Source organism: Phycisphaeraceae bacterium (genome assembly GCA_020639155.1).
Classification (GTDB): Bacteria; Planctomycetota; Phycisphaerae; order Phycisphaerales; family UBA1924; genus JACKHF01.
Window position 1 is genome coordinate 538,941 of record JACKHF010000001.1, and the last position, 24,941, is coordinate 563,881.

21 protein-coding genes and 1 other RNA gene are annotated in these 24,941 nt (G+C 54.6%); 14 read left to right on the forward strand and 8 right to left on the reverse strand.

Annotation, left to right across the window (positions count from 1 at the left end; genetic code table 11):
* Positions 1–312 precede the first annotated feature (312 nt).
* Both trmB and H6815_02330 read left to right on the forward strand, forming a co-directional pair.
* Complete coding sequence (gene trmB / locus H6815_02325; protein ID MCB9859263.1) at positions 313–1,017, forward strand: tRNA (guanosine(46)-N7)-methyltransferase TrmB; 705 nt, start codon at positions 313–315, stop codon at positions 1,015–1,017.
* Positions 1,018–1,031: 14 nt separating this feature from the next.
* The gene (locus H6815_02330) at positions 1,032–1,601 is read left to right on the forward strand and encodes a hypothetical protein (GenBank protein MCB9859264.1); all 570 of its coding nucleotides are present in this window, start codon (positions 1,032–1,034) and stop codon (positions 1,599–1,601) included.
* A gap of 32 nt (positions 1,602–1,633) precedes the next feature.
* On the opposite strand, the gene H6815_02335 is transcribed toward H6815_02330, so the two are convergent.
* Positions 1,634–2,134: a DinB family protein gene (locus tag H6815_02335; protein ID MCB9859265.1), complete on the reverse strand. Its 501-nt coding sequence runs from the start codon at positions 2,132–2,134 to the stop codon at positions 1,634–1,636.
* A gap of 323 nt (positions 2,135–2,457) precedes the next feature.
* Between H6815_02335 and H6815_02340 the strand changes: the two genes are divergently transcribed.
* From H6815_02340 to H6815_02360, 5 genes are all read left to right on the forward strand, one after another.
* Positions 2,458–3,411, forward strand: coding sequence for a PstS family phosphate ABC transporter substrate-binding protein (locus tag H6815_02340; protein MCB9859266.1), 954 nt, complete (start codon positions 2,458–2,460; stop codon positions 3,409–3,411).
* 1,170 nt (positions 3,412–4,581) lie between these two features.
* Positions 4,582–6,618, forward strand: a complete 2,037-nt coding sequence (locus H6815_02345) for an ABC transporter permease subunit (GenBank protein MCB9859267.1) — start codon at positions 4,582–4,584, stop codon at positions 6,616–6,618.
* Between the two features lie 903 nt (positions 6,619–7,521).
* Positions 7,522–9,021 carry an ABC transporter permease subunit gene (locus H6815_02350; protein ID MCB9859268.1) on the forward strand — a complete coding sequence of 500 codons (1,500 nt, stop codon included), beginning with the start codon at positions 7,522–7,524 and terminating at the stop codon, positions 9,019–9,021.
* A gap of 92 nt (positions 9,022–9,113) precedes the next feature.
* On the forward strand, positions 9,114–10,019 hold the full coding sequence (pstB, locus tag H6815_02355) for a phosphate ABC transporter ATP-binding protein (protein MCB9859269.1): 906 nt from the start codon (positions 9,114–9,116) through the stop codon (positions 10,017–10,019).
* A gap of 130 nt (positions 10,020–10,149) precedes the next feature.
* Entirely contained in the window at positions 10,150–10,893 is a 744-nt protein-coding gene (locus H6815_02360; GenBank protein ID MCB9859270.1) for a hypothetical protein, read from the forward strand.
* A gap of 22 nt (positions 10,894–10,915) precedes the next feature.
* On the opposite strand, the gene H6815_02365 is transcribed toward H6815_02360, so the two are convergent.
* The 4 genes from H6815_02365 to H6815_02380 are packed head-to-tail and all read right to left on the reverse strand — an operon-like array spanning position 10,916 to position 14,735.
* On the reverse strand, positions 10,916–11,986 hold the full coding sequence (locus H6815_02365) for a hypothetical protein (GenBank protein ID MCB9859271.1): 1,071 nt from the start codon (positions 11,984–11,986) through the stop codon (positions 10,916–10,918).
* Between the two features lie 27 nt (positions 11,987–12,013).
* Positions 12,014–12,982: a hypothetical protein gene (locus H6815_02370; protein ID MCB9859272.1), complete on the reverse strand. Its 969-nt coding sequence runs from the start codon at positions 12,980–12,982 to the stop codon at positions 12,014–12,016.
* 7 nt (positions 12,983–12,989) lie between these two features.
* Positions 12,990–13,991: a hypothetical protein gene (locus H6815_02375; GenBank protein ID MCB9859273.1), complete on the reverse strand. Its 1,002-nt coding sequence runs from the start codon at positions 13,989–13,991 to the stop codon at positions 12,990–12,992.
* Between the two features lie 6 nt (positions 13,992–13,997).
* Complete coding sequence (locus H6815_02380) at positions 13,998–14,735, reverse strand: hypothetical protein (protein ID MCB9859274.1); 738 nt, start codon at positions 14,733–14,735, stop codon at positions 13,998–14,000.
* 323 nt (positions 14,736–15,058) lie between these two features.
* Here H6815_02380 and H6815_02385 point away from each other — a divergent pair, with 323 nt between their 5' ends.
* The 5 genes from H6815_02385 to H6815_02405 all read left to right on the forward strand — a co-directional run bounded on the left by H6815_02385 (position 15,059) and on the right by H6815_02405 (position 21,000).
* Positions 15,059–15,706 (forward strand): HYExAFE family protein, encoded by a 648-nt coding sequence (locus H6815_02385; GenBank protein ID MCB9859275.1) that lies wholly within the window; start codon positions 15,059–15,061, stop codon positions 15,704–15,706.
* A gap of 220 nt (positions 15,707–15,926) precedes the next feature.
* Positions 15,927–18,485, forward strand: a complete 2,559-nt coding sequence (locus H6815_02390) for a hypothetical protein (protein ID MCB9859276.1) — start codon at positions 15,927–15,929, stop codon at positions 18,483–18,485.
* A 238-nt stretch (positions 18,486–18,723) separates the two neighbouring features.
* Positions 18,724–19,047 carry a hypothetical protein gene (locus tag H6815_02395; protein ID MCB9859277.1) on the forward strand — a complete coding sequence of 108 codons (324 nt, stop codon included), beginning with the start codon at positions 18,724–18,726 and terminating at the stop codon, positions 19,045–19,047.
* 52 nt (positions 19,048–19,099) lie between these two features.
* On the forward strand, positions 19,100–19,417 hold the full coding sequence (locus tag H6815_02400) for a hypothetical protein (GenBank protein ID MCB9859278.1): 318 nt from the start codon (positions 19,100–19,102) through the stop codon (positions 19,415–19,417).
* A 59-nt stretch (positions 19,418–19,476) separates the two neighbouring features.
* On the forward strand, positions 19,477–21,000 hold the full coding sequence (locus H6815_02405; protein ID MCB9859279.1) for a hypothetical protein: 1,524 nt from the start codon (positions 19,477–19,479) through the stop codon (positions 20,998–21,000).
* Here the strand turns inward: H6815_02405 and H6815_02410 are convergent, their stop codons facing one another.
* Genes H6815_02410 through H6815_02420 form a run of 3 tightly spaced genes read right to left on the reverse strand, consistent with a single transcriptional unit; the run spans position 21,001 to position 23,516 of the window.
* Entirely contained in the window at positions 21,001–21,468 is a 468-nt protein-coding gene (locus H6815_02410) for an arsenate reductase ArsC (protein ID MCB9859280.1), read from the reverse strand.
* A gap of 8 nt (positions 21,469–21,476) precedes the next feature.
* Positions 21,477–22,610 (reverse strand): hypothetical protein, encoded by a 1,134-nt coding sequence (locus tag H6815_02415; GenBank protein ID MCB9859281.1) that lies wholly within the window; start codon positions 22,608–22,610, stop codon positions 21,477–21,479.
* Positions 22,611–22,619: 9 nt separating this feature from the next.
* Complete coding sequence (locus tag H6815_02420) at positions 22,620–23,516, reverse strand: hypothetical protein (protein ID MCB9859282.1); 897 nt, start codon at positions 23,514–23,516, stop codon at positions 22,620–22,622.
* Positions 23,517–23,609: 93 nt separating this feature from the next.
* Between H6815_02420 and ssrA the strand changes: the two genes are divergently transcribed.
* Both ssrA and H6815_02430 read left to right on the forward strand, forming a co-directional pair.
* Positions 23,610–23,960, forward strand: a transfer-messenger RNA (tmRNA) gene (gene ssrA, locus H6815_02425).
* A gap of 31 nt (positions 23,961–23,991) precedes the next feature.
* Entirely contained in the window at positions 23,992–24,912 is a 921-nt protein-coding gene (locus H6815_02430) for an asparaginase (GenBank protein MCB9859283.1), read from the forward strand.
* Positions 24,913–24,941 lie beyond the last annotated feature (29 nt).

Below are 24,941 nucleotides of genomic sequence, written 5' to 3' on the forward strand. Positions count from 1 at the left end.
TTCGCTCAAATTGACCTGTTTATCACGTTTTTGGACGTTGTGGGCCCAGCAACATATCTCGTGATTTGATTTTTTCTGAAGAATAACGCAAATTACGTCCGAGAAATACGGCTGTACTGCACTTGGGCCATCAAAGAACCGATGAACTCAGAGCACAAGGACGTATTTCCCAGCGATTCAGACACGCTGGATTTGAACTCTCTCTCTTTCTCCCTCCGGGCGGTCGCGCGAAAGCGCGGCCGCCTGTTTCGTTCCTGAATCTTTCCTTGACAAACAGATGACAGACCTCATTGTGGCTGCCTTGAATCGAGCATGTCATTCGGACTTGGACACGGTCGCCAACTCGATGCTACCGGGATTGCAATCGGTGAGGACGAACTCCCCCCATTGCCCGATGAGATCGCCACAGATCCGCTCGCAGGCGTCATAGATCCGTGCGCATGGTTTTCCAATCCAGCGCAGCCATTGGAGATTGAGATCGGTTCAGGCAAGGGCACTTTTATCCTGCAGTACGCGAGTCAGCATCCCGAGGTGAATCTTCTCGGAATCGAGATCGCGGGCGAGTTCTGCACATATGCTGCCGATCGGATCAGACGCGCGCAACTCAGCGATGTGCGCATGCTTCGAGCAGACGCGACAAGTTTTCTGCGCTGGCGGGTACCCACGGAGTGTGTGCGCACGGTCCACCTGTATTTTTCAGATCCTTGGCCGAAGTCCCGCCATCACAAGAACCGTGTCGTGCAGGATCGATTCCTTGCGGATGTGCATCGCGTGCTGGTACCTAGCGGCGATCTTCGCATTGTCACCGATCATGACGACTACTGGCAATGGATGGAAGCGCACGCGGATCGATGGTGCATATCACCACCCGAGCCGTGGCAGGATCGTGTGTATGTGCGCGAGGAGTTCAAGCCAGCCGACGGCGCGGGAGATAACGAACTTGTCGGCACAAACTTCGAACGCAAGTACAAACGCGAGGGGAGACCGTTCCATGCGATGGTGCTGAGGAAGCGGTAGATGAGGAGTAAGCAATGTCTATTCAGGGCTATTACCGCTTTTATTCATTCAAGGAGATAGCCCCACGCCTGTTGGTTCAATCACTCCTTGACATTTGCAGAGGATCGCAGTTCCTCTTGGGCTTTCGAGGAAGCGGCCCATGTGGAGACTGGCAGAAGGTAAAGAACCTTGAAGACGACAATGACTCTGTTCCTTTGTCTGGTCCGTTTGGACCAGAAGAGTTCATTCGCCACATGACACTCGACACGTGTATGACCGCGGACTTGTACGAGGCCAAGTTGTCATACGCCATTCATGAATCTGCGCACAGCACTATCAGTAGAGAGATCTTTGGAGATGCTTCGCCTCCGAGCGGCGTTTGGATCAGCATCGGTTGGCACGACATGTTTTCTTTCGCGACGTGTGAAGATGGCGAGTACTTTGGCAGGCCCTATTGGTCACTCTCGCTGGAGGGGTACTCGACTCCAAATGACTGCGTTGAATACCCGAAACGTCTCTTCGGGACGCCGGTTGTCATGGAACTGGAGCGCAAGTTGAAATTGCTGGATCCAGAACTCAAACGCTGTTATCACTACAGCGTGTAAAGGTGTCGTGCGCAATACTGAAGTGAAGCATCTCACACCATCAGCCGTTCTTTCCCCAGCGCGAGACGAATATCCGCTGCCTGGCCCGAGTGCATCAATGGGTGGAGTACCTGTGATCGCAGACACTTCTCGTATGTGCCGAACCAGTTGGCAAACTGCTCGGGGCATCCCGGTGCGGTCTTGGCAAGATCCGCGTCAGTCAGTGTGTCTAAAAGCGCATAAGTCTGCGTTCGTATATCGTCATACATCTTCACAAGTTGATCAAAGCCTGGGTACATCGTTGGATCTGTTGATGGTGTCGAGCCCATCCTGAAGAGATGCTCATGTGCAGCCATCGGGTTGGGTTTGTTGAGCATAAACCCCTGTATCGCCATCCCTTCAACCGTGGCTAAGTGCCCCACGATCCAGAGGGCGTGGTTCCCCCCGTTGACTGTCGGCTGTACAAGCGGGGTATCACGAAGATCAGACAACAGGTGCATTGTGTAGCGACGGCTGGCTTCCATGCTGTCACGAATAAACTGGACTGTGCTCATTGGAACCTCTTATTCTGTGAAGAGATAGAAAACAGCCATGCCCGATATCCACATGTTTTGCACATTCGCTGCTGTCATCGAAACGGAAACTCTTCAACTAATTATCCCCGTATCAGGCTGGGAGAGTAGGTCTTAGCGCAGGCTTAGCGCACCAAAAACATTAGTCTGGCGATCATTGTGAGCAGAACGCGAGCTTGGGTTTCCAGGCTCGCACACGCTGTCTGTCCCATGTGTGGGGAAGTTTCACAGCACTCGATCGTCCGCAGACTCCTGCGGACACAGAAACACCAGGTTCAGGGAGAACATCGAAAATGCGCACACTCATGAAAACAGCAATGGCAACGGTTGCTCTGGCAGCCACAGTTGCATCGGCCCAGGTCAAGGTCGATTCACAACTGCCCAAGTACCAGAAGACCACCGAGGTGTCCGGCACAATCAAGAGCGTTGGCTCTGACACCATGAACAATCTCATGAACTACTGGGGCGAAGAGTTCGCCAAGTTCTATCCGAACGTCAACACAGAAGTTGACGGCAAGGGCTCATCCACAGCTCCCCCAGCACTCACAGAAGGTCAGAGCACATTTGGCCCCATGAGCCGCGCAATGAAGTCCTCCGAGGTCGAGGAGTTTGAGAAAGCATTCGGCTATAAGCCCACACAGCTCCGTACAGCTGTTGACTCACTCGCGATCTTCGTTCACAAGGATTGCCCCCTCGACTCGATCAGCCTTGAGCAGGCCAAGATGGTCTTCTCCGTTGAAGGTCCGACCATGACATGGGGCGATCTCGGCGTGACCAACCCCCGCTATCGCAACAAGATCATTCAGCTCTATGGTCGCAACAGCGCATCGGGCACCTACGGCTACTTCAAGGAGCACGCGCTCGGCAAGACTGACTACAAGCCAACAGTCAAGGAGCAGCCGGGCTCATCAGCTGTTGTCTCAGCATGTGCAACCGATCCCTACGCCATGGGATATTCAGGCGTTGGTTACAAGACCGACGATGTGAAGGTGCTCAACATCAGCAAGCGCACAGGCGAAGAGGCGTTCTCAGCAACAGCAGATAACGCTTACTCCGGCAAGTACCCGCTCGCTCGCTTCCTCTATGTGTATGTCAACTTTGACAAGAGCACAGGCCTTGAGCCACTCCGCGCTGAGTTCATCAAGATGATCTACAGCCAGGCAGGTCAGGAAGCAGTCGTCAAAGATGGATACTTCCCCGTCTCAGCGATCATCGCTCGCGAGGATCTGAAGAAGGTTGGTATTACTCCCTTGTTCTGAACACGAGGTTCCGGACAGTTCGTCTTATGAGATAACAAGCTGATTCCGAGAGGAATCGCACGAGGGAACAACACTCTCATACCGGTTGGCTGCTGACGTGGCCAACCGGTCTTCGTTTGATAGTCCGCGTTATCACACGTGATTCTTATCACAAGTTGTGCGCATGTTGCACACAAAGAACGGTATGCTCACTCCCCCATGTCGCCACCAAACAAACCCAAGCTGACTGTCAAAGTTCCGATCCAGCCCGATGGGGCGACGAACTCGTCACCATCAAACTCAGGGCGCAGAACAAACAAGTCAGTCTACATATGGGACAAGGGTGCCCAACTGTTCATCACTGTCGGTGGCGTTGGTGTGCTTGCAGCGGTCCTGGGTATCTGCCTCTATCTTTTCTCAGAAACCCTCCCTTTGTTCCACAAGGGCAAGGTTCACAGCTCGCACGTTATCCATCCTGAGAGTGGAGCAGCAAGCGCAACGCTCGATCCATCACTCAGGTACTGGACGCTTCTCGATGAATATCACGCGGCAGCGATGGTGATTGCATCGGACGGCACTTTCCGAACCATAGAACTCGATACTGGTGCCACAATCCAGCGCGGCAACTTCACCCATGTCACAGAAGAGTCATCGTCTGCCACACTGAGTTCGATGTCTTTGGACGTTGTGACCGGTGCCATCGCGGTCGGGTACAACGATGGCTCGGTGCGTGTTGGCAGAGCTGGCTTCCAGTCCCGATCCCTCCTGCTCGATCAGGCACGCTCGGCAACAGTTCCATCGGATGTCACGCTTGAGCCCCGTCCGATCGAGATCCAATCTGCAACAGATCACGAGCATGCTCTAACCCAAACATTTGCACGTGTTATCGATGATGCGGTCGGTCTTGTTTCCGTGCCACAATCAGCAGAGCTCACACTCGTCAACTTCATCCAGCCAATCGTCGATCTTGGTGCGCCAACGCAACTCGAAGAGGGGTCCGGCGCAGTCGCGCGCGTCGACTTTCGCAAAGGCACGTCGAACGAGTACCTTGCAACGCTTCGAGCGGACGACACGTGCGCACTTACCTCCGTGCAGTACAGCACACCGCTGGGTGGTGGAGCACCGATCACCCAGCTTCGCAAACTTCCGCTGGTTCTTTCACTCCCATCAGACCGCAACCAACCGGATCACATGATTGTGACCGCTGATGGTGAGCAGTTGCTGATGGTGTGGAACGACGGTTTTACACAGCGATACGCCCGTCCCATCGACGAGAATCCAAACAATCGCACGTATGAGTTAGTGCAAACATTCTCGTTTGCCAGCGACAATGCCGACGTTACGTCTCTGGAGCTACTCAATGGTGGCCAGACAGTCATTGTCGGGTTGAGCAACGGCACAGCTTCGGGCTGGTTTGTTGCGAGAGATCCCGGCGCAGGTTTTCGTGATGGCAAGGCATTTGTTCAGGCACACAAATACAAGGCAACGAAGTCTGCGATCATCGGTGCAGCATCGAGCAAACGGGACCGCTCATTTGCTGTTGTTTCTGACGAGGGTCAGGTCGCGATCTGGCACATGACCAGTAGCAAGAATGTTGCAACAACAAACGCTGCCCACACCGCATCGCCCATCGTTTCCATTGGCATGTCACCACGCAACGAAGGTGTCATTGCGCTACACACAGACGGTTCACTCTCGATGGTCGAGATTGAGGAAGGCTATCCTGAAGCAACCATGAAATCGCTGTTTGGAGCGGTACACTACGAAGGCGAACCGAAACCAAGCTATGTCTATCAGTCCTCGGCGTCTGACAATACCGCTGAGACGAAGATGAATCTTCGTCCGCTGATCCACGGCACACTGAAGGCGACCGTGTACGCGATGCTAATCGCAATCCCGCTCGGCGTGCTTGCAGCGATCTATACAAGCGAGTTTCTGCATCCGGATGTGCGCAGATACATCAAGCCTGTGGTTGAGCTGATGGCTTCGCTGCCCTCGGTCGTGCTCGGGTTCCTTGCAGCCTTTGTCGTTGCACCGTGGGTTGAGTCGTATCTGCCAGCCGTGCTCATCGGCGCATTTCTTGTTCCCATCGGTCTCTACTTCGTCTCGTTGTGCTGGCAGGTTGTTCCCGATCATCTCACTCGCGCTGTGCCGAGCAGCGGCAAGTTCGGATTCATGGTGCTCGCGCTGCTGGTAACGGCAGGTATCGCCGCTTTGCTCGGTCCGACTGTTGAACGCACACTCTTCAAGCCCACACGCATCGACGTGCTGACCATGGCAGGATCTGTCGAACCAATCGATCATGCTGATTGGCCAGAATGGGTTGGTGCTCGCACCGGCGTCAGTGCGCAGGAGCAGAGAAAACTGCAACGCGATGGTCTGGTGTTCCAGTTCGGCGAGGTGTCAAAGCCGATCGAACCCGAAGATGAGTGGAAAGCCGATTACGAACAGATCATTGAGGAAGCAGGATACGACCAGCCGAGCGTGCGTCGATGGCTTGATGGTTCGATCGCATCTGCAAAGCCGGGCTGGCTTCTCGTCATGCTGCTCCCATCAGCGATCATCGTTTTCCTTGTGCAATCGAAGCTGATCTCGCGTTCCTGGGGCAACTGGCTTGCCACGCTCCCACATCGCAAAGCCGCGCTTGCCGAAATGGGCAGATTCTCCGTTCTGCTTGTCATGACATGCGTGCTGGCATTTATCCTCGCGGTTGTACTGACCGGGTCCGGATTTGATCCACGTGACTCGATATTTGGGCCGTTTACGCAGCGAAACTCGCTTGTCGTGGGGTTGATCATGGGCTTTGCTGTGATCCCGATCATCTACACCATTAGCGAGGACGCGCTCTCGAGTGTGCCGAACTCATTGCGCTCCGCATCACTCGGGTCCGGCGCAACACGCTGGCAGACAACCATCCGCGTGGTGCTGCCCGTTGCAGGATCGGGCATCTTCTCCGCGTGCATGATCGGGCTTGGTCGCGCAGTTGGTGAAACCATGATCGTGCTGATGGCCACGGGCAACACAGCTGTCATGGACTGGAACATCTTCGGTGGGTTCCGCACACTCGCGGCAAACATTGCTGTCGAACTCCCCGAGGCTCCGAAGGGTGAAGCGCACTATCGAGTGCTGTTCCTCTGCGGTCTTGTGCTGTTCATCATGACGTTCATTATCAATACAACCGCCGAACTTGTGCGCCAGCACGTTCGCCGAAAGAATGCAGGTCTGTAATCACGAAGGAAGTATGTTGAGCGCATGACATCAATACCTCCCCCAACCCCACTGCCTGGCGAAGCTGACAAACCGCAGCGCGAAGTGTTCCATATTCGCCGTACACCGTTGTCAGGTCGCGGCGAGCCGATGGTGTGGCTGATGGGTGCGGGCCTTGGACTGTGCGTGCTGCTGATTCTTGGATTGCTCGGTGTTATCCTCGCCAATGGACTTGCAACCTTCTGGCCGAGACCCATCGAACGCATCACGCTGACCGACGGCACAACACTGCATGGTGTTGAGGTCGCGCGGGAGACATACCAGCCAAACGATGCTGTCCTTGCAGAGATGAAAGATCTCCACGACAAGGGAGAGCTTCCCAAAGGATCAGAATCATCATCCGGCAAGCCTGTCAGGGTGAAGTATCGTGTTGGCAACCGTGAACTTGATCAAGCGACATACGAGTGGATCCCCGCTTACACCATCGCAAGCACTGACAAGGCTACCGACGCCGCTCTCTTTGAGCGCGACACGTGGGGTGTCTGGATTGGGACTCCTGAAGCATTGATTGTGCAGCGGGAACGACCGCTTGCTGATAGTGAAACACCGGAATCACTCGGTGAATCGGGCACAACAACATACGAAGGCAAGTCGCTCCCTGTGACTCGCACGTTCGATACGCGCGGGGACGAGACCATTGCAACGGAGCGCGTCCAACTCTCCGAAGGTGCCGATGCGACGCTTGATCTGCTCAAGACAATGTTGCCTGAAGCGATCAAACGAAGAAAGCAACTGTTCTCTATTGAGAAGTACGAACTCGGCCACGTATACGCACAACAACGTGCAACACAGGATCGTATAGACAGCGCACATTACCTTCACAAACAATATCTCGAAGCCAAGGGCCAGAGCAGAACGTGGCCGATGATTCGCTGGATCGCCGCGATCATTGGGCTGATAGCAGCATGTGCTGCGGTGCGATACCTTGGCAAACGCATCCCAACGATGCGCGGCATGCAACAAAACTATGGGAAGATTGCTCGCACGTCGGTATGGATTGCCATCATCGGTCTTGCGGTTGTTGTCTGGGGTGAAGCGCCGTGGCGTGCTTCAGGCATGACCGAAGCCAAACGCGATCAGATCATCGCAAAGGCTGCAGATCGCAGCAAGGAACTTGCAAGCAAAGCTGCAGAGATCAGCGATCGGATCACCCAGCTGCGTGCTCAGGATGCACAATACCGCATTGTCACGACAGATCTTCGATCCGGACGCATTGCTCCAGTCCGTGCAACAGAACCTGATCAGCCACTGATCCTCTCGCAGGTTTACCGCGTTGTCACAACGAACCGCGAGTCGACCTTCGGCAAGTTCGGCGTGTTCATGTCACGCTGGCGTGAGTTTCTGACTGGTGATCCGCGCGACGTGAACTCCGCCGGCGGTGTCTATCCGGTGATCTTCGGCACGGTGCTTCTCACACTGTTGTTGTGTGTCACGGTCGTACCACTCGGTGTTGTTGCAGCAGTGTATCTTCGCGAGTATGCCAAGCAGGGTGTTGTGACCAGTGTTATTCGCATTGCTGTAAATAATCTGGCGGGCGTTCCCAGTATTGTGTATGGCGTGTTCGGGCTTGGTTTCTTCTGCTACACCGTTGGTGCGTACGTTGATCGTGGTCCGAGCGAGCCATCATCTGCGCCCAGTTGGCTCGCGCTGCTTCTGATCACGTGGATTGTGATCATCGGCGCATTGGTTGTTGGTCTGTTCGCAAAGCCGGAGCCGGGTCAGCCGGAGAACACGGTCACGCGAACGTTGAAAGTGCCAATGGTCACGATGTGGATTATCGCTGTGGGCCTGATGGGCACACTGGTCGCTACAACGCCGTACTTTGGTGGATTCTTTGCTTCGCGCCCGATGACTGATTCCGTCTTCCGTGGCCCCGGTATTCTGTGGGCTGCGTTAACACTCGCGCTGCTCACACTTCCTGTTGTCATTGTCGCAACAGAGGAGGCAATCGCTGCGGTCCCGCGCACCATTCGTGAGTCGAGCTTCGGATGCGGCGCATCAAAGTGGCAAACCATCAGGCACATTGTGCTTCCGTCGGCAGCTCCGGGTATTCTCACCGGTGCGATCCTTGCTATGGCCCGCGGCGCGGGTGAGGTTGCACCGCTTATGCTCGTCGGTGTGCTCAAGAGCGCGAAGGAACTCCCGCTGGATGGCACGTTCCCCTATGTTCACCTGGAACGCTCATTCATGCATCTCGGATTCCACATTTACGATCTGAGTTTTCAGAGTGCAGACTCGGAAGCCAGCCGACCGCTGGTCTGGACCACGACCCTGCTGCTCATTGTTATCGTCCTTGCACTGAACATCGTGGCGATCCTTATCCGGAACAGACTCCGGAAAAAGTTCTCCACGGGGCACTTCTAGGAGTATTCCTAATGAAATACACATATTCAGAGGATGCAGAGAACGGAATCTCAAGTACACTGTCACGACCCGTTGTTGTTGAGCCACCTGTCATGAATGATCGCCCCGCATCCACTGATACCGCACCACTCCAGCCGACTGGATCGGCTGTCATTGCTGAATCTGCGCAGAAGACATCTGTCATCGACGCGATCAAACGCAACGAACCGATCGAACCGGTTGTTCACAGCACACTCGACGATGAAAAACCGATTCTGGATGTGCAGGATTTCTGCTTGTACTACGGCCAGTCAAAGGCGCTGCACAACATCTCGATGATTGTGCCTGAAGCTCGCGTTACCGCGCTCATCGGGCCATCCGGGTGCGGCAAGTCAACGCTGCTGCGTTCTGTCAATCGAATGAACGATTTGATTGATGGCGTTCGCGTCACCGGTGAGATGGTGCTCGCGGGTCGCCCGGTGTATGCGCACGATGTTGATGTTATCGATCTTCGCAAGCGCATGGGCATGGTCTTCCAGAAGCCCAACCCGTTCCCCATGTCGATCTACGAGAACGTTGTTTACCCGCTTCGAATTGATGGCGAGAACAGACGCAGCGTGCTCGATGAAGCCTGCGAACGATCCCTCAAAGCAGCCGCTATCTGGGACGAGGTCAAGGACAGACTCAAGCGTTCAGCGCTCGGACTTTCCGGAGGTCAGCAGCAGCGCCTGTGCATCGCGCGCGCGGTCGTTGCTGACCCCGAGGTGTTGTTGATGGACGAGCCGTGCTCCGCACTTGACCCCATTGCAACACTCCGCGTTGAGGAACTCATCCACGAGATCAGCCAGCGGTTCACCGTCCTTATCGTCACGCACAATATGCACCAGGCGACCCGTGTGTCGGACTTCACCGCATTCATGTACCTCGGCAGGCTTGTCGAGTACGGCGCGACAGCCGATCTCTTCCAGAATCCGAAGCTGCCGGAAACAGAACAGTACATCACCGGTCGATTCGGTTAAGCATTTTGGGTTTATCACAGCTTTGTAACAACCCCGCGCCAGACGCAACCCGTCTGGCGTGTTTTCGTATCGACTGATCCGCGAACATCTGCGTTTCGCTTCACATCCCCTGCTTATTCGGAGAGTATCGATGCGCTTCACATACGTCGCACCAATCGTCGTTATCGCTGCAACTTCCACCATTGCAATCGCCGATCAACTGGCTGTTCCAAGCGGATACCCAAGTGCAACATTTGAGGGATGGAAATCTCCCCTCAATGGCGATGCCCGCACACTTCAGACAGCGTACCCAGCGTCAGAGCTTGCAAGCATCCCCGTCGGTGCGCATATCACTGGTATCACATGGCGCCTCCATTTCTCAGAACAGACATGGCCGATCCAGGATGCGACATGGGAGCACTACGACATCAGACTCAGCACACCCGCAAATGCTCCCGGTAATCTCAGTCTGGTGTTTGCAGAGAATGTCGGTGCAAACGAGACACTCGTTCGATCAGGCTCGCTCACCATCCCAGCAAACACGTTCGCGGGAACAATCTCAACCCCCGGCGGCGCGCCAAATGACTTTGGATACACCATCTCGTTTGATACACCGTACATCTACGACGGCAATGATCTGCTGGTTGAAATCAGACACACCGGGCACGGTGGCACGAGCAGCCCGTTCCTCGACTTTGCATTTGACTATGGTGGTTCGAACAGTGTCTATCAAGTGAAGGATTTGTCGTACACATCTCAGGGTGGCCCCGGAACCGCAGCGTTTGGATATCCAGGCCCTGTGATCGCACAACTGACATGGGTTGTGCCAAGCCCATCAAGCATCACCATTGCTGGCATGTTCGCAGGGCTGGCAGCAGTGCGACGCCGACGCTGAGTCGCAACTGAACCATCCTGCGCTACGCACCAGAACCTGAAGGCGGTTTCCATCCGGCCCAACACGTTGGGCAGGTGATGCAGCCATCGGGTTCTGGTTTTCTGTGATGCAATGGGCCCGCGCATGATGGACAGACTCCATCGTGAATCAATGCCCCTGAAATACGTCGAAATGCAATCGTTCGGGCGACATAGACCACGAAGTATCCAACGCCGAAAACGAGAACGATGCCGATGAGAAGCCAGAACATGCGGCGGATTCCGAATGTAGAGCGTGCAAGCGCACGACTTGTCCCAACAGACTGATGATACACAAACATCCATAGCGGCGAGAGCATAAAGAACACAAGAAGTGATGTTGCAGCAGCGCCAGCAGACTGGTGCATGCGAAGCAGTTGATCTACTGACGATTTCACTTGATGTGAACTGCTTTGCTCCTCTTTACCCTCCTCGACTAGTTTCATTAGCGCAATAACCTGCTTGCTGGCTATTGGTACCGCTTGACTGCGATGATCTTTTGTCGTCTTTGGCCATCGCCATTGGTTGTGGTTGTACATCTGTTTGATCATCTGGAGTGCATCATGTGGATAAGATCCAGATTCAGGCTGATGCTCACGCAGGATATTGTTTGTACTCCACTGAGTTTCACACTCAGGGCATTGCACCAGCCCATCGTGTTCAGGCTGTGCTTTGATATCGTACCCACAACTGCCGCAAATACCCTCGGCAACGATTGGTTGCACGACTGTCCGTGAGTTTGATTTCACAACCGATCGCATCACACCGGGCATGATAAACCACATCGAGAGCCCCGCTGTAGCAACCCCGCCATACATGACCGATGTGGGCAATCGCAGGTGTTTCGATACGAACATAATCCCTGCAATAACCAGTCCACAACAGATCGAAGTTGCAACAAAGCCCTTATTCGACCGCAGTGCTGCAGTAAAGTTGCCGATTGCTCGCTCCACGCCAAGACGCATCAATGGATCGCTCACCCTCGGATCATTTCGCAATCGACGAACATCGAGGATCGTCAACGGCATGCTGGCGTCGTCTACAGGCTCTGGAAGTTTTTCGGGAAACAATCGCATGAGTCGATTGTAATCGATCCAGGGTGGTCACGCGCGCCACGCTGCCCAGCAGGTTGAGCAGACGATGCACCCGTCACCTGCACGTGCAGCATTGTGAAGCAAGCTCACACACGAAGGACAGATCTTGGCTTGGACACATGCGACTCGGTGCTGCTTGGGTTTAATATCAAGGATCATTCCAATACTGCCTGCGACTATCCCGATGACTGGAATAAGCAACACAAGATGAAGCAGCGATCCTCCGGTGAAGCTACCAGCAACAACCTGCCCTCCAATAACAAACGGGAAGATGAGCAGCAGCTGGTTCCGATGCATTTTACTTACGTGGGTTGAAACGCTCGCAAGTTGTTTTCTGTGGACATCATCTTTGGTTGTCGACAATGCAAGATCGTATAGTGAACGTGTAACGACAGGCACATAGAGCCTTCTGTCGTCCTTTGTTACCCACGCTCGCCTGCCGAATATTTCTGATTGACGAACCCCAAGACTGCCAACGCGTCTGCCAGGTTCATATGGGTGCTCATCACGCGCAACCATGTACTCTCTATGCCACGCGGCACCGCATTCGGGGCAACGTACAAGCAGCATAGTGTCATGAGGAATGCCAGCGATGTCGTAGCCGCAGCTGCCACAAATCCCATTGGCAACGAGCGGTTGCACAACCCTTCGCCACACAGCTTTGCTTGCGCGCTTTGAGTACTGAACGAGGATGAATGTCAGTATCCCGGCATATACAAAGAATCCGAGCCCCAGATACAGTGAAGCAGCAGTGTTTGAGTAGCTTCGTGTCAGGCCTACATATGCGAGAAGTCCGACGACAAGGACAGCAAGGACGATCCATTGCGATCTGGCACGTGCAGCCCACTCATTCCCGACCGCTCGAATGATCGCGGTGCGAAACACAGGATCAGCCGACCGAGCGTCATCAAGGAGCGAACGCAGTGGCATCACTGCGAGCGTGGCAGCATTGTCATCAATTGGTGTCTGTCCGAACATGCACACATTATAATCGCCACGCAGCGCCGCATGTCTGGCAGACCGTACATCCATCGGAATCCGGTTCGATCCAGTCAAGAAAATCAGCGCACGCTGGACAAATGCGCTGGGCGAGTACCTTCTCTCGCGTCGATCGAACATACTGCAGGTGTGCTAGATACCGAAAGTTTCCAGCGAGCAGTATTGCTATTGACAGCAAACCAAACTGATTTCCTGCAATGAACTGCCCGGTCTGAACAACTGTGTAGACGTACCTCCCCAAGGCTAGGATCGTTGCAAAGAGCACAAAGTAGGTGCCGACTCGAAGACAACCGGGGCGTTCTGACGTTTGCGATCGCAGCACAGCTTCGAGTCGCCCACGTCGATCGTTGTCCCCCTCGGCTTCTACTGCGAGATGAAACAAACCTTTCGCCTCTGGCACACGCTGCTGGCGATCATCAAAGAGAAAGAACCCGTCAAGTTCGTAGGGATATTTTTCTCGCAATGCCCGCGATGGAGGTATCGAAGTACGCTCTGGAAAATCCGTCTTCCTGATGCAACGCTCCCCCCGCCAGTGTGCGCTGCATTCCGGACACTGCACAGTACCTGCCGCTTGCAGATCAAGCCCAGCAAGCGGATATACACACGAGGGACAAAGACTGTCTGCAAGCATCACGCGGACAACGTTGCCCTGCACAGGCGCTGTCCTGATCCGCTGCAAGATGATGTGCCACACACAGAGACCAATACATATCACAGAACACGACCCGAGAAAGATCCACCATGCAGTGAGTGACCAAAGAGCATGTGCAAGGGAGCCAAGACAGAAGAAGACGGTCGCTCCTGCGAAACAGAGCGCGACAAACTTCCGGTCGACCGCGCGAATGCCGTACCTGTTCTGCATGACAACGCGACGAACGATCAGTCGGAATCGCGGGTCGTCCATTCGCGGATCGGCCAGGAGCGCAACATGCGACACCGGCGTGTATGCTTCGCCCTGATCATCGACGAACTGATGGATCATTGCCACGAAGGATCATACTCGCCACGCAGCACCGCATGTCTGACAGACCGTGCAACCATCGGATTCCGGTTCAATCTCGTCGAGAAAGTCTGCGCACGCTGGACAAATCCTGCGCGCCAGTGCTGCATCGCTTGTCTTCGCGGAAAAACTTGAACGCGCCATCCTCCATGCGAAATAGCACATGGAAAAGAAGGTAGACAACGAGCATATCCGAATCGCAAGGTGCATCGACAGCCGTGTGGGGATTGGCTGGAACAGGCCAACACTGGGGAGCATCATTGCAGCCATCGCGACCATTCCGCCCGCGAGTATCCAGCGCTTCCCTCTCGTGCTGGTGCGAGCTTCTCTGATCACGTTCTCAAGCCGCTGCTTCTTGTCGGCATCCGTCTCTGCACTCGCTGCAAGAAAAAACACACCGCCACCATCCGGTACTCGCCTGTTTCGATCGTCATGCTGCACTGATGTGCCAATCTCACCCGGCGTGTAAGCACGGAATGTCTTTGTTCCGTCATACTCACCTTGCGTGTACACTGGTCTCCGAAGAACATGATCGCTGTGCCAGTAATGCCCACACTCGGGACAACACAGCAGATTGTGCTCATCTGTGTGTTGCCCAGCGATCGAGTAGAGACACATCGGACAAACTGCATCGACAAGCAAGAGATGTGTGTATCGATCCCAGTACCGTACCGTCAGGCCCTGATACATCCAGCGAGTTGTAGCAATAAACGAAACAGCTATGATTCCCATGAAGGGAACTGTAAAGTATGTAGGCAGTCGAAACACCACGGTGATTGAAATAGCAACTGGAGTCATCAGGCCAAAGATTGCAGCAATCAAAAAAATCCTTCGTCTCATCACAACCGCATATACAACATCCGTCATCCGCCGAAGTGTGAGACGAAACCGGGGATCCACCATTCTGGGATCTCTTACGAGGTCAGACATCGCTGGTACTTGGCAAGGCTTACCCGCGTCGTCGAATATGGTCGAGCGTTGTTTCACAGCAGCATTGTTCGCACGGACACCAATGGCTGCCGGGCATTCCACGGTATGTGGCCATACCATGATCCATGGGCCAGCGAAGGCACCATTACGAACAGGCGTTCGAACACTTCCTGCGGGAACGCCAGATTCCGTTCGTCTCGGTCAACGAAGCCAGACGTGCGCTATTCGGCGCGCAGTACGAATCAACGCCGATGACTCGGACACCCGGATATGACCACGACAAGGCTACCAGCGACCATCCGGCACGCCCGTTGAAAAGTTTCGATCACGTGCTCTATGGCGAAGGGCTGAATCTCATTGTTGATGTCAAGGGCCGCAAGATCGCGTCGCGCAAGCCTCGCACAAAGCAAAGCTCTGACACCAGACGAAAACCGCAGAACGACTCTGATCGTCCAACCAGAGGCAGACTGGAATCGTGGGTAACGCAGGACGACGTCGATTCACTCTCCACGTGGCAGAGCTTGTTCGGCGATGGATTCAGCGCAGCCTTTGTCTTTGTGTACTGGTGCGATGAACAACCGCCGTCGGCACTCTTTGAGGAGATCTTCTCGTATCAGGGCAAGTGGTACGCGGTCCGTGCTGTGGAACTTGGTACGTACCGGTCTCAGATGAAGGTCCGCAGCCCACGATGGAGAACCGTCCACGTCCCCACCGCTGCGTTTGAGAAGATCAGTGGACCACTTGTAGACCAGTCCGAATACAAAGCTTCATGAGATCGTCTTTTCTGCGTGTGCGAGTTGTATGATTGGTAACTACAGAGCCGGCCGCAACATCTGTGTGGGTTATACTAACTCAGTTGGGAGTTTGTACGTTCTAGGCCGAAAATACTGATTTTATGCTCTACACTCAAACATGAACAACATTGCACACTTGATGGTTGTATCCGATTGTAAAGAAGCAAGGATCGCGAACAAAGAGCGATGGAGGTGTGTCATGTCAATGCTCAGCAGGTCGCTGAAAATCGCCGGAGCGATACTCCTGCTCCCGATGTGTCAGTCATGTCTTGTTGCGCAAGGCACAACACCGGTTCACATTACGCCAGACAATACTGGTCTACTCAAGGTTGATGATGTCGTGCATGGTCGACGCCTGTTCACTCAGGAGCTCGCATGGTACGACAAGTGGACATACGTCAGCCCCGACACACTTGAGCCAACAGTAACACGAGTAGATACAGAAAACGGCTTTGATCTGCGCTTCAAGTTTACAAACACATCAGAATCCGCGAAGAAGATCGGTCGCATTCGGGTATCCGGCCTTGAGTTCGATCGCAACACGACCGAGTACCTCGATCATTTTCAGGGAATTTCATTCAAATCAGCCGCTGATTCTTCCTTCTGGCTGTATCCAAAGCTCTATCCGGATTCGCTATACTCGCCCGTCGCAGTGCTACGCGATGCGAACAAGGCAGCAGGAGTAAGCCTGCAGTATCCTGTTCTGGCGTACAAGCACAGCGTCCGTGTCATGGTTTTGCCGTCGAAGGTGCAGGGATCACAGCGATGGAGCGTGTACTTTGAGTTTTTGAATGTTGGAAACGAGCACCCAACCCTTGCGCTGGGTACCACACCGCTGCTCCAGCCGGGAGACACACACACCTACACCGTTTCTGTTCGATTCGATAACAATCCGGATGAGTGGATACGAACCCTCGTCCCATACAGGGATTATTTCCATTCGCTGTATGGCGATGTGAAATACGATCGGAACACGTCATCGATTCGTGGCTACTTTATGGCAACCCAGGAAAACCTCAGCCCGACAAATCCATATGGCTACGCGTTTCCGAATCGTCGCCCCGACACCAATGGATGGGCTCCAACCATGCAACACATCAAGGGTGTGAGTGGATGGGACAGCACGCTTATCTGGCAGGCGACCGGCTACTACCGAACGAACCTCGCAGCAAACATGCCGTCACTATTTGCATCACCATTTCTTGACAGACCCGCGATTGCTGGTGCGCTGAGTCCCTCAACCGGGTTCCCGTCGCTGGTCTCAAGCGGCAGAAGCTTTGGGCTATGGTGGGGACACTCCGCGGAATACGCAGATCGCTGGGATCCCTCCTCACTTGAGGATCTCAATCCATCAAATCCTGTTCATCGTGCTGCTGCATTCCGTGAGATGGATATCGCAGTCGCCGCAGGAGCATCTGTCATAGGACTTGATGCGTTTATAGCCCGGCACATGCCCGTATGGACGCAGATGGAGTGGCTCAACCAACTTCAGACCCGGTATCCAGATATCCGCTTCATTACAGAACCAACATCGTGCGATATCATCCACACCGTGTGCCCATCGTGGGTCCTCATCACCACGAACTCTCCCAATCCACTCCCACAAAGCGAGTGGCACCGTGTTACAAGCCCCCATGTACTTGCGGACTTCTTTCTTCCGGGTCATGAAACAGTGGGCTCGTACTCATTCCAACAACTGAAGCTGAATCAGAATAGAGGGCCAACCGAATCTGAAGTCAACGCAACAGCGCAATGGCTCGGCAGCCTTGGATATGTGCCGCTGGTGTTTACTATCGAAGATCTTGTTGCACCTGTGCAGGTTGCAAAGTCATGGGAGTTCACCATCCCAGCGGATATCCGTCCAGGTGCATCCGCATCAAGCGCCAGCTCTGGTTCATCTTCATCATCAAGCAGCGGTTCAGGAAGCACTCCTTCATCAAGTGGTGGATCCGGGAGCAACCAAAGCAGTTCGGGATCGTCCTCCTCACAACCTACGACTGGCGGCGGCCAAGCAACAACACAGCCTCCTCTGGCGACTGTGACCGTATCCGGAACGGGCTCCGGGCAACCAGCGTCTGGTGCCAGCCAACCATCACTTCCCTCTACTGTGCCGTTTACTGTGATCCCGCCCATTCTGAACAGCATCCCTCAATCAACAGCCTCTCCAACAACACCTGAACTTGGCAGCACCACGACCGCAACCGGAAGTGGAGGTGGATCAGGTTCACGTGGAGGATTTCGTGCTGGTGGAGGTGGTGGCTCATCAAGTACAGGTGCATCGGGTGGATCAAGTTCAACAGGCTCATCCAGTGCGAGTTCTGGTAGCTCACCAAGTGCCGGAGCGAGTTACAGCAGTTCCGGCGGTTCATCAATCGGAGCTGGAGCAGTATTAACCTTTGGGACAACCACAGGCGGACCAAACCCGTCCAGCGCTGTCCCTGATGGCGCTGTGATTCATCTCAGACGATGGGTCGAAGGCGACATCACGATGCCATATGCCCGATTTACGGACGAGCTAACAGACACAAACACAGCGACTGCAGAAGCTGGGGATACTGCAGATCTGATCGCACGCTCGGTTCCCGGCATCCCTGGAGCTTCGGGCAAACCTGCCCACACTGTCCTAGTATCTCCGCATGAACTCAAGAGCAAATATTCGTCGATCGATTGGCGCGGGTATCGCCATCGTGTGCGTCGCGGGCTCCGCGTTGGCGAGCCAGCCACAAACCCAGCCACAGACACCCCTCAGGCCCCCTAGAGCAACCAAGCCCGAGGGGAAGTTTGTCCTGAATATACTTGTTGCGGTTGTTATTGGCGGTCTTGTGATGGGCGCGTCTGTCATGCCCGCAAAGCGCGGTCACCAGGACTGAGAAACATGTTGCTCTACGGAACAGAACTGATACCGAGGCTGTTTCCTTTGTGACTGGAACCGGATACTTCCAGCAGGTGTCCAACAGAATATCCACATCATCAATGCACACGATGGAGGTGCGTATATGCAATCTGAACACAACGAACTTCGTGCCCATGCACGTCACAAACTGCTGATCGTGTTGAACTGCGGATTGGCTGTCGCGGTCGCAGGTGTCGCAACGACATCAAGCGTCATTGGGCAGGCTGGTCAGGCTCGCGGCAGAGGCAACTACACCGCTATCAGCGCAAACATGCAGGGCGGTAACTCATCAGCAATCTTCATTCTTGATGCTGCGAATCAGGAGATGGTCGCCGTTCGCTGGAACGACAGCAGGCGAAGTCTTGAAGGTATCGGGTACCGCAACCTGACCGAAGATGCAAAGTCACAGGCACCCACGACTCGATAATGTTTGCCCTTCAGCCAGTTCCATATAAACACACTGCCGTGGAGGCATGATTATGACCACACAACACACACACACAAACAACAGCGTGCTGACTGTCACAGCCATCGGCCTGTTCGTCACACTTGTCGCACTGCTCTGGCACAACTCATCAGCAGTTGCAGATCCATCCGATGCGGTCGCATCCGCAGGTGATTTCACTATCCTCGCCTCTGATGGAGGCAACGAGGACGTGGTGCTCGTGCTCGACAATCGGAACGAAGAACTGCTTGCATACAAGATCCGGAACCAGAACCAGATTGAGTTGTTGCAGAGGGCGTCGCTTGCTGAACTCTTCGAGCGTGGCAAGGCCGGCGAAACTCGCAGTCGATAACGTATCCGCTCGTATCCCGAACCTTTACTCTGATCGATGCACAGCTGTTCATTTGCGCCGTGACCATATTCCCCCTCCCACAGTTCGAAGCCGACCTGAAACACCAGCAGGAAGCAGACGCTCGCGCGTACGCAGAGCTCAACGCGCCGAAGACAATCGTCGTGCGCTATGGCGTCATGGGAATGATCGGCGAGTTTCCCTACGAAGGCAGCGCAAAGCCGGGCTGCGGATCAAAGATTGTTGTCAAGACATTTCGCGGCACCGAGATCGGCGAAATGCTGACCTCCACCTGTCCGAACGCGGGTTGCGGCAAGAGTGTCTCGCGGAAACAGATGCTTGATTACATTCAAGCATCCGGGGGCAAGCACTACCCTTTCTCGACTCGCGGCAAAGCACTCCGTGTTGCGACACACGATGACATGACCGATCAGTCACGCATCGAGCAGTCGCGACACGAGTTGAAGATGCTTGGCAGAAAGGTCTGCGAGCAACTCGGCATCGAAACCAAGATCGTTGATGCTGAACCGATCATCGGTCGCGAGCTCGTCACGTTCTACTACGGCTCGGAGGAAAGACTTGATACTCGCGATCATGAGCGCCTTGTCAACACGTTGACGCATGAACTCGATGGCAAGCACGGCAGTCGTGTTGATCTCCGCCAGGTCGGCGCACGCGATGAGGCACGTATCACTGCTGACTACGAACGCTGCGGCGAGTACTGCTGCTGCAAGAACTTTCTGAAAGTGCTCAAGCCGGTCCAGATGCGCAGTGCAAAGATCCAGAAGGCAACGCTTGATCCACTGAAAATCTCGGGTCGTTGCGGCAGACTCATGTGCTGTCTGCGATACGAAGACCAGACATACGACGAGCTCCGCAAACGCCTTCCCAATCGGAAGAAGCGGGTCGGCACTCCCGATGGCGATGGGATTGTGATCTCCAGCCAGATTCTCACTCAGCTTGTGCTTGTCGAACTTGACGCATCGCGTGAACGCATCGCAGTGCCAGTCGAGAACATCACCGAACCGGGACAAGCAGTTGCACCCAAGCCAGCACCTGCAGCAAAGCCGGACACTGATCAACCAAAGCGCCGCGAACGCAGACACGAACCCAGAGATACTACGCAAAGCAACGAGCAGGCCATCTCGTCAGAAGATCATGCACAAGATGCGGCGTCCGAAACGCGATCGCGGAAACGCAGGCGTCGTGGCAAACAAGGCACCCAGCCGAGCACATCTTCCGATACCCCTGAAGTTGTTGCACCCGGAGATCACACCGCATCAGAAAAATCAACAGAGAGCAGACCAACAGAAACTCCCGCCCGTCGGAAACGTCGTCGCCGCAGGTCACGTGCTGCTGAAGAACTCAGGCAGACTTCCGGGAATGAGCAACCCGACGCTCCATCGGTTACCGATACGCCGCCACCATCGACCTCTCATCAGCAAGACACCACGAGCGCGTCAGAAGAACAAACCGCATCGGATACACCGTCACGTTCGCGCAGGCGCAGACGTCGGAGACGCAAACCGAACAGTGATGGCACGGGTTCGTTGTTTGAAGATACACCACCATCTGATCAGGAATAGCTACTCGGCTGCTTCATCGAAGAACTCCGGGAGTGATGCAACAAAGAGCTTGATCTCATCGCGCACGCGCCGGTAATGGGCGATCGCTTCCTCTTCTGTTTTGGCATCGTGCGCAAGAGCTGGCGGATCCTCAAACCCGACATGGACGACCTTTGCTTTCCCGGGAAAGATCGGGCATGTTTGATGTGCAGAATCACATACAGTCACCACATAGTCGATCTGTTCGTTCAGGAACTCGTTGACGTGCTTTGATGCCTGATGCGCAATGTCAACGTGCGCTTCAGCCATCACACGGACTGCCATGGGGTTGAGTCCGTGCGGATCTGTGCCGGCGCTGCATGCATCGATGACGTCTGATTTAAGTGCGTGGGCCCATCCCTCGGCCATCTGGCTTCTGCACGAGTTGCCTGTGCACAAAAACAACACGCGAAGCTTTGGTACAACTGGTTCGTCCTTTGGTTCGATCATGGATAAGTTTACGCCGGTGTCTGTGCTGTGTTCATTTGGGATCCTTTATCAGATCTGAGCGCGAGCAGGCGAGCGAGCTGCTCCTTGGGTATCGCGCAACCACAATCGGCACACTCATTTGTGCCATCGTCGCGCGTCAATACGCGTGACAAGCTCGCAGCACACCACGGGCAGACGTTGTGCTTGATATACAGATCACGGATCGCCTTCGATGTATCACGCCGGTACACCCAATGCCAGTACGCTGCGAGCAGCGCGATACATACGATTGAGAAAACAATACCCAGCTTTGTCTGAAGCACCCGCGAGAGAAAGATGCCCAGTACAAGCAGGCCTCCGCTGATGCCAAGGTACGACAGCAGGGTTCGCTCTTTCACACCCATTTCATTCTTCGCATTGTGCCAGAGCCAGCGAATCTCTGCCAAATGGCTGTCACCCTCAAAGCTCACCAGCGCGGGTTTGATCGATTTGTGTATGAGCACATGATTCTCACCATCCCCGGTCTTTGCGATCGCAGGGGACAATCCGAACGATGATGCATGCCATCCCGATGACATCGAAGCCTTCCACGTGCGCTGTCCGGGTACGAGCTCGTGGTGCCGATGGATGCAGTCATCACGCCATGCGCATCCGCATTCCGGACACACACGACACACGTCATTCTCGATTGGGCATTGCGCAAGTGGGTAGTAGCATCGTGCGCACAAGCCTTCAGCAATCACGATTCGTGCGCCGTGCTGCAGGCGGGCATCGATCTGCTTCCTTGTCCATGGCAGATTGACATACACCAGTTGCATGATGAGTGCAAGGCCCACCGAGCATGCGATGAGCACCGGGTAGTGCACCCAGGGAGAGATGTTTGCAAAGCCAAAGTACTTGAGCACGTCCTGTGCGAACACCGCAACAAGGATCACGCACAATACAAACGTGGTTTGCGTTCGCATGTCGGTTGAGAATACAACTCCACGAGACAGAATTCGCTGGTACACCTCGTCGGGGAGACTTCGCGTTGGATCGAATGTGGTGTGCTCAACGCGGAACTGGTTGCTGCGATGGTCGGTCGAGTACATCGAGAACACACTGCGACGAAGTCTGGTCATTGTCGATTCATGACCAACGGTTGTGTTGTTCAACTCTTCCATCGGTTATCCCTAGGACACGAACCACGATACGAATGCATCGGCCCTATCTGCTTCGTCCTTGTTTCCATTGGCCCGCCATATTTCGGTAGCATCTTGCATAACCGATGGAACAAGGCTTCGCCAGACTTTGTGTCCGATTGTAAAGAATGTTGTATTTAGAGGGGAGTTACTCTTTGTGTGAGCGTCAGATTCACCATCTGATGCACTCAGGATAACACCTCCCTGCCGAATGTGCTGGGCCGTTCTTTCCCGTATCCACTGGCATATCAGGTCAGCTTGTGCAGCATCAATCGTGCCAAGTTTTATGCCACAGAGCAGAATACCAAGAAAAAAGGCCCAGCCTTCGTCATCAATCGTCTGGAGTCTGATGGCTGAGTACGACAGCGCCTGCATTGTTCGTTGCAGCACAGAGTTGCACAGCCGATCGAAAGGCTCCTGCTGGCGCACCTTTGTTTGTTGTTCTGGTTCGACACTGTGAAGCTCAATCGCACTGTCGACTGCGATAATAACTGTCTGGTTATTCGCAAATCCGTACCCTTCTAAATCATTCGCCTCTGCAGCAAGCAGAAACGAGCAGCAGAACAGACGGATGACATGGCGTTCAAGAAATGGGAACGGGTTTGTCCTGTCAAAGCCCGGATTGCCAGGCTCATCCCAGTGGCAAAGTGAAAGCACCTCGCGCGGTCCATGAATAGCCTTAACGTCCTGCCAACCCAAGGATCGCAGCGTTTCCAATGCCTGCAAATATTCGTCAACTTCATATCCGTAGTCAGATGCTGCTATGTGCAGAAGCATTGCGTCAGTTGTGGCTGTTCGGACACTATCTATCAGTGCTTCCATATCCGGGTTCAGCGATTGCATGAACGCCTCTTGTTCTTCAGTGAGCGGAATCTTGTGTTCATACATGGCAAGTCGCCCCGACATGATTTGAAATCAATCTTCCCTGCCTTCTAAGACCTCTGGAAGATTTGACGATATACTACCAGATCTTTGACAACAGGGGCCGATCGGTATCGACCGGGCAGGGAAGGTGCAGGGTGGCGCGTCGAGGAGTGTGCACCTCGGAAAAAGTACACAACACTTTATAGCTGCCAATAACAGCTACTCCCTCGCTGCTTAATAGCGGTGAGCGGCCGGTTCACAATGTCTGATAGTGAGCTGGCTGTAAGCATCAGGCTGTCTCGCGCTGGGCGCATCCAGCAGCGTGAGCGAGGAACTTCACTGGACGCTGGGCCGAAGAGCACGCTGTCGTGAGCGGGCACAAGGCCGAGATCAAAGTCGCGACTACACGCGTAGAGGCTGTGTGCTGACTGCTTCGGGACGGGAGTTCGATTCTCCCCGGCTCCATTTCAAATCACAAAGACGCGCGATGGGTACATCCATGGCACGAGTTTCTCTTCTCTCAACTGGCGGAACCATTGCATCCTTCGGCTCCGGGCTTGTCTCCGGTGATGCGCTGCTTGAGGCGCTCGGGCTCACTTCTTTGAACACAGAATGGTCAGTCGAAGAGGTGTTTCGTGTTCCCAGTTCACAAGTCACACCCCAAATGCAGGTTGAACTTGCACGCAGAATAGACGCTGCTAGCCAGAATGCAGACACAGTTATCGTCACGCATGGCACGGACTCGATGGAAGAATCCGCATTTATGGCTGATGTGCTCTGTCAGACCTCCACACCCGTTGTGTTTACCGGCGCAATGCGGCCCGGTTCGGATGGTGACGGCTCGAGCAATCTTGTGGATGCGGCGACAGTCGGACTCGCGTGCTCAACTCACACTGTTGGTGTGACCGTTGTGATGAACGGTCTCATCCACGCTCCTTCCGAGGTCCGCAAGCTGCATTCTGGTGCTGACGATGCCTTCTACTCCCGTACGCCGTTGGGACTCGTAGAGGGGGAACGAGTGTCGTGGAGTGGTTACAAAGCCCACCGGTTCCGGATCACACTCCCAGACATACGCGCGCAACCCGCGCCCGATGTCTGGTTGATCCGAGTGGGTGTTGGCGAGCAGCCCCAGATTCGTGCTGCCCAAGAGACCGGTGTGCGCGGCCTCGTCATCGAGGTGTTCGGCAAAGGCAACATGCCCTCACCTGCACTCGACGAGGCCCGCGCATGCGCACAACACGGCATGGTTGTGGTCTGCACATCCCGTTGCGGCGATGGCGATGTCCAGATGACGTATCTGGACGACAACTTCATCGCCGCACCGCACCTCGACGGCCTCAAGGCACGCCTGCTGCTGATGCTGTGCCTTGGAGCTGGCATGAACCGGCAGGGTGTACAGCAGGTCTTCAACCGCAACTGACACCGCACCAGCGGGTATGCATAGAAATA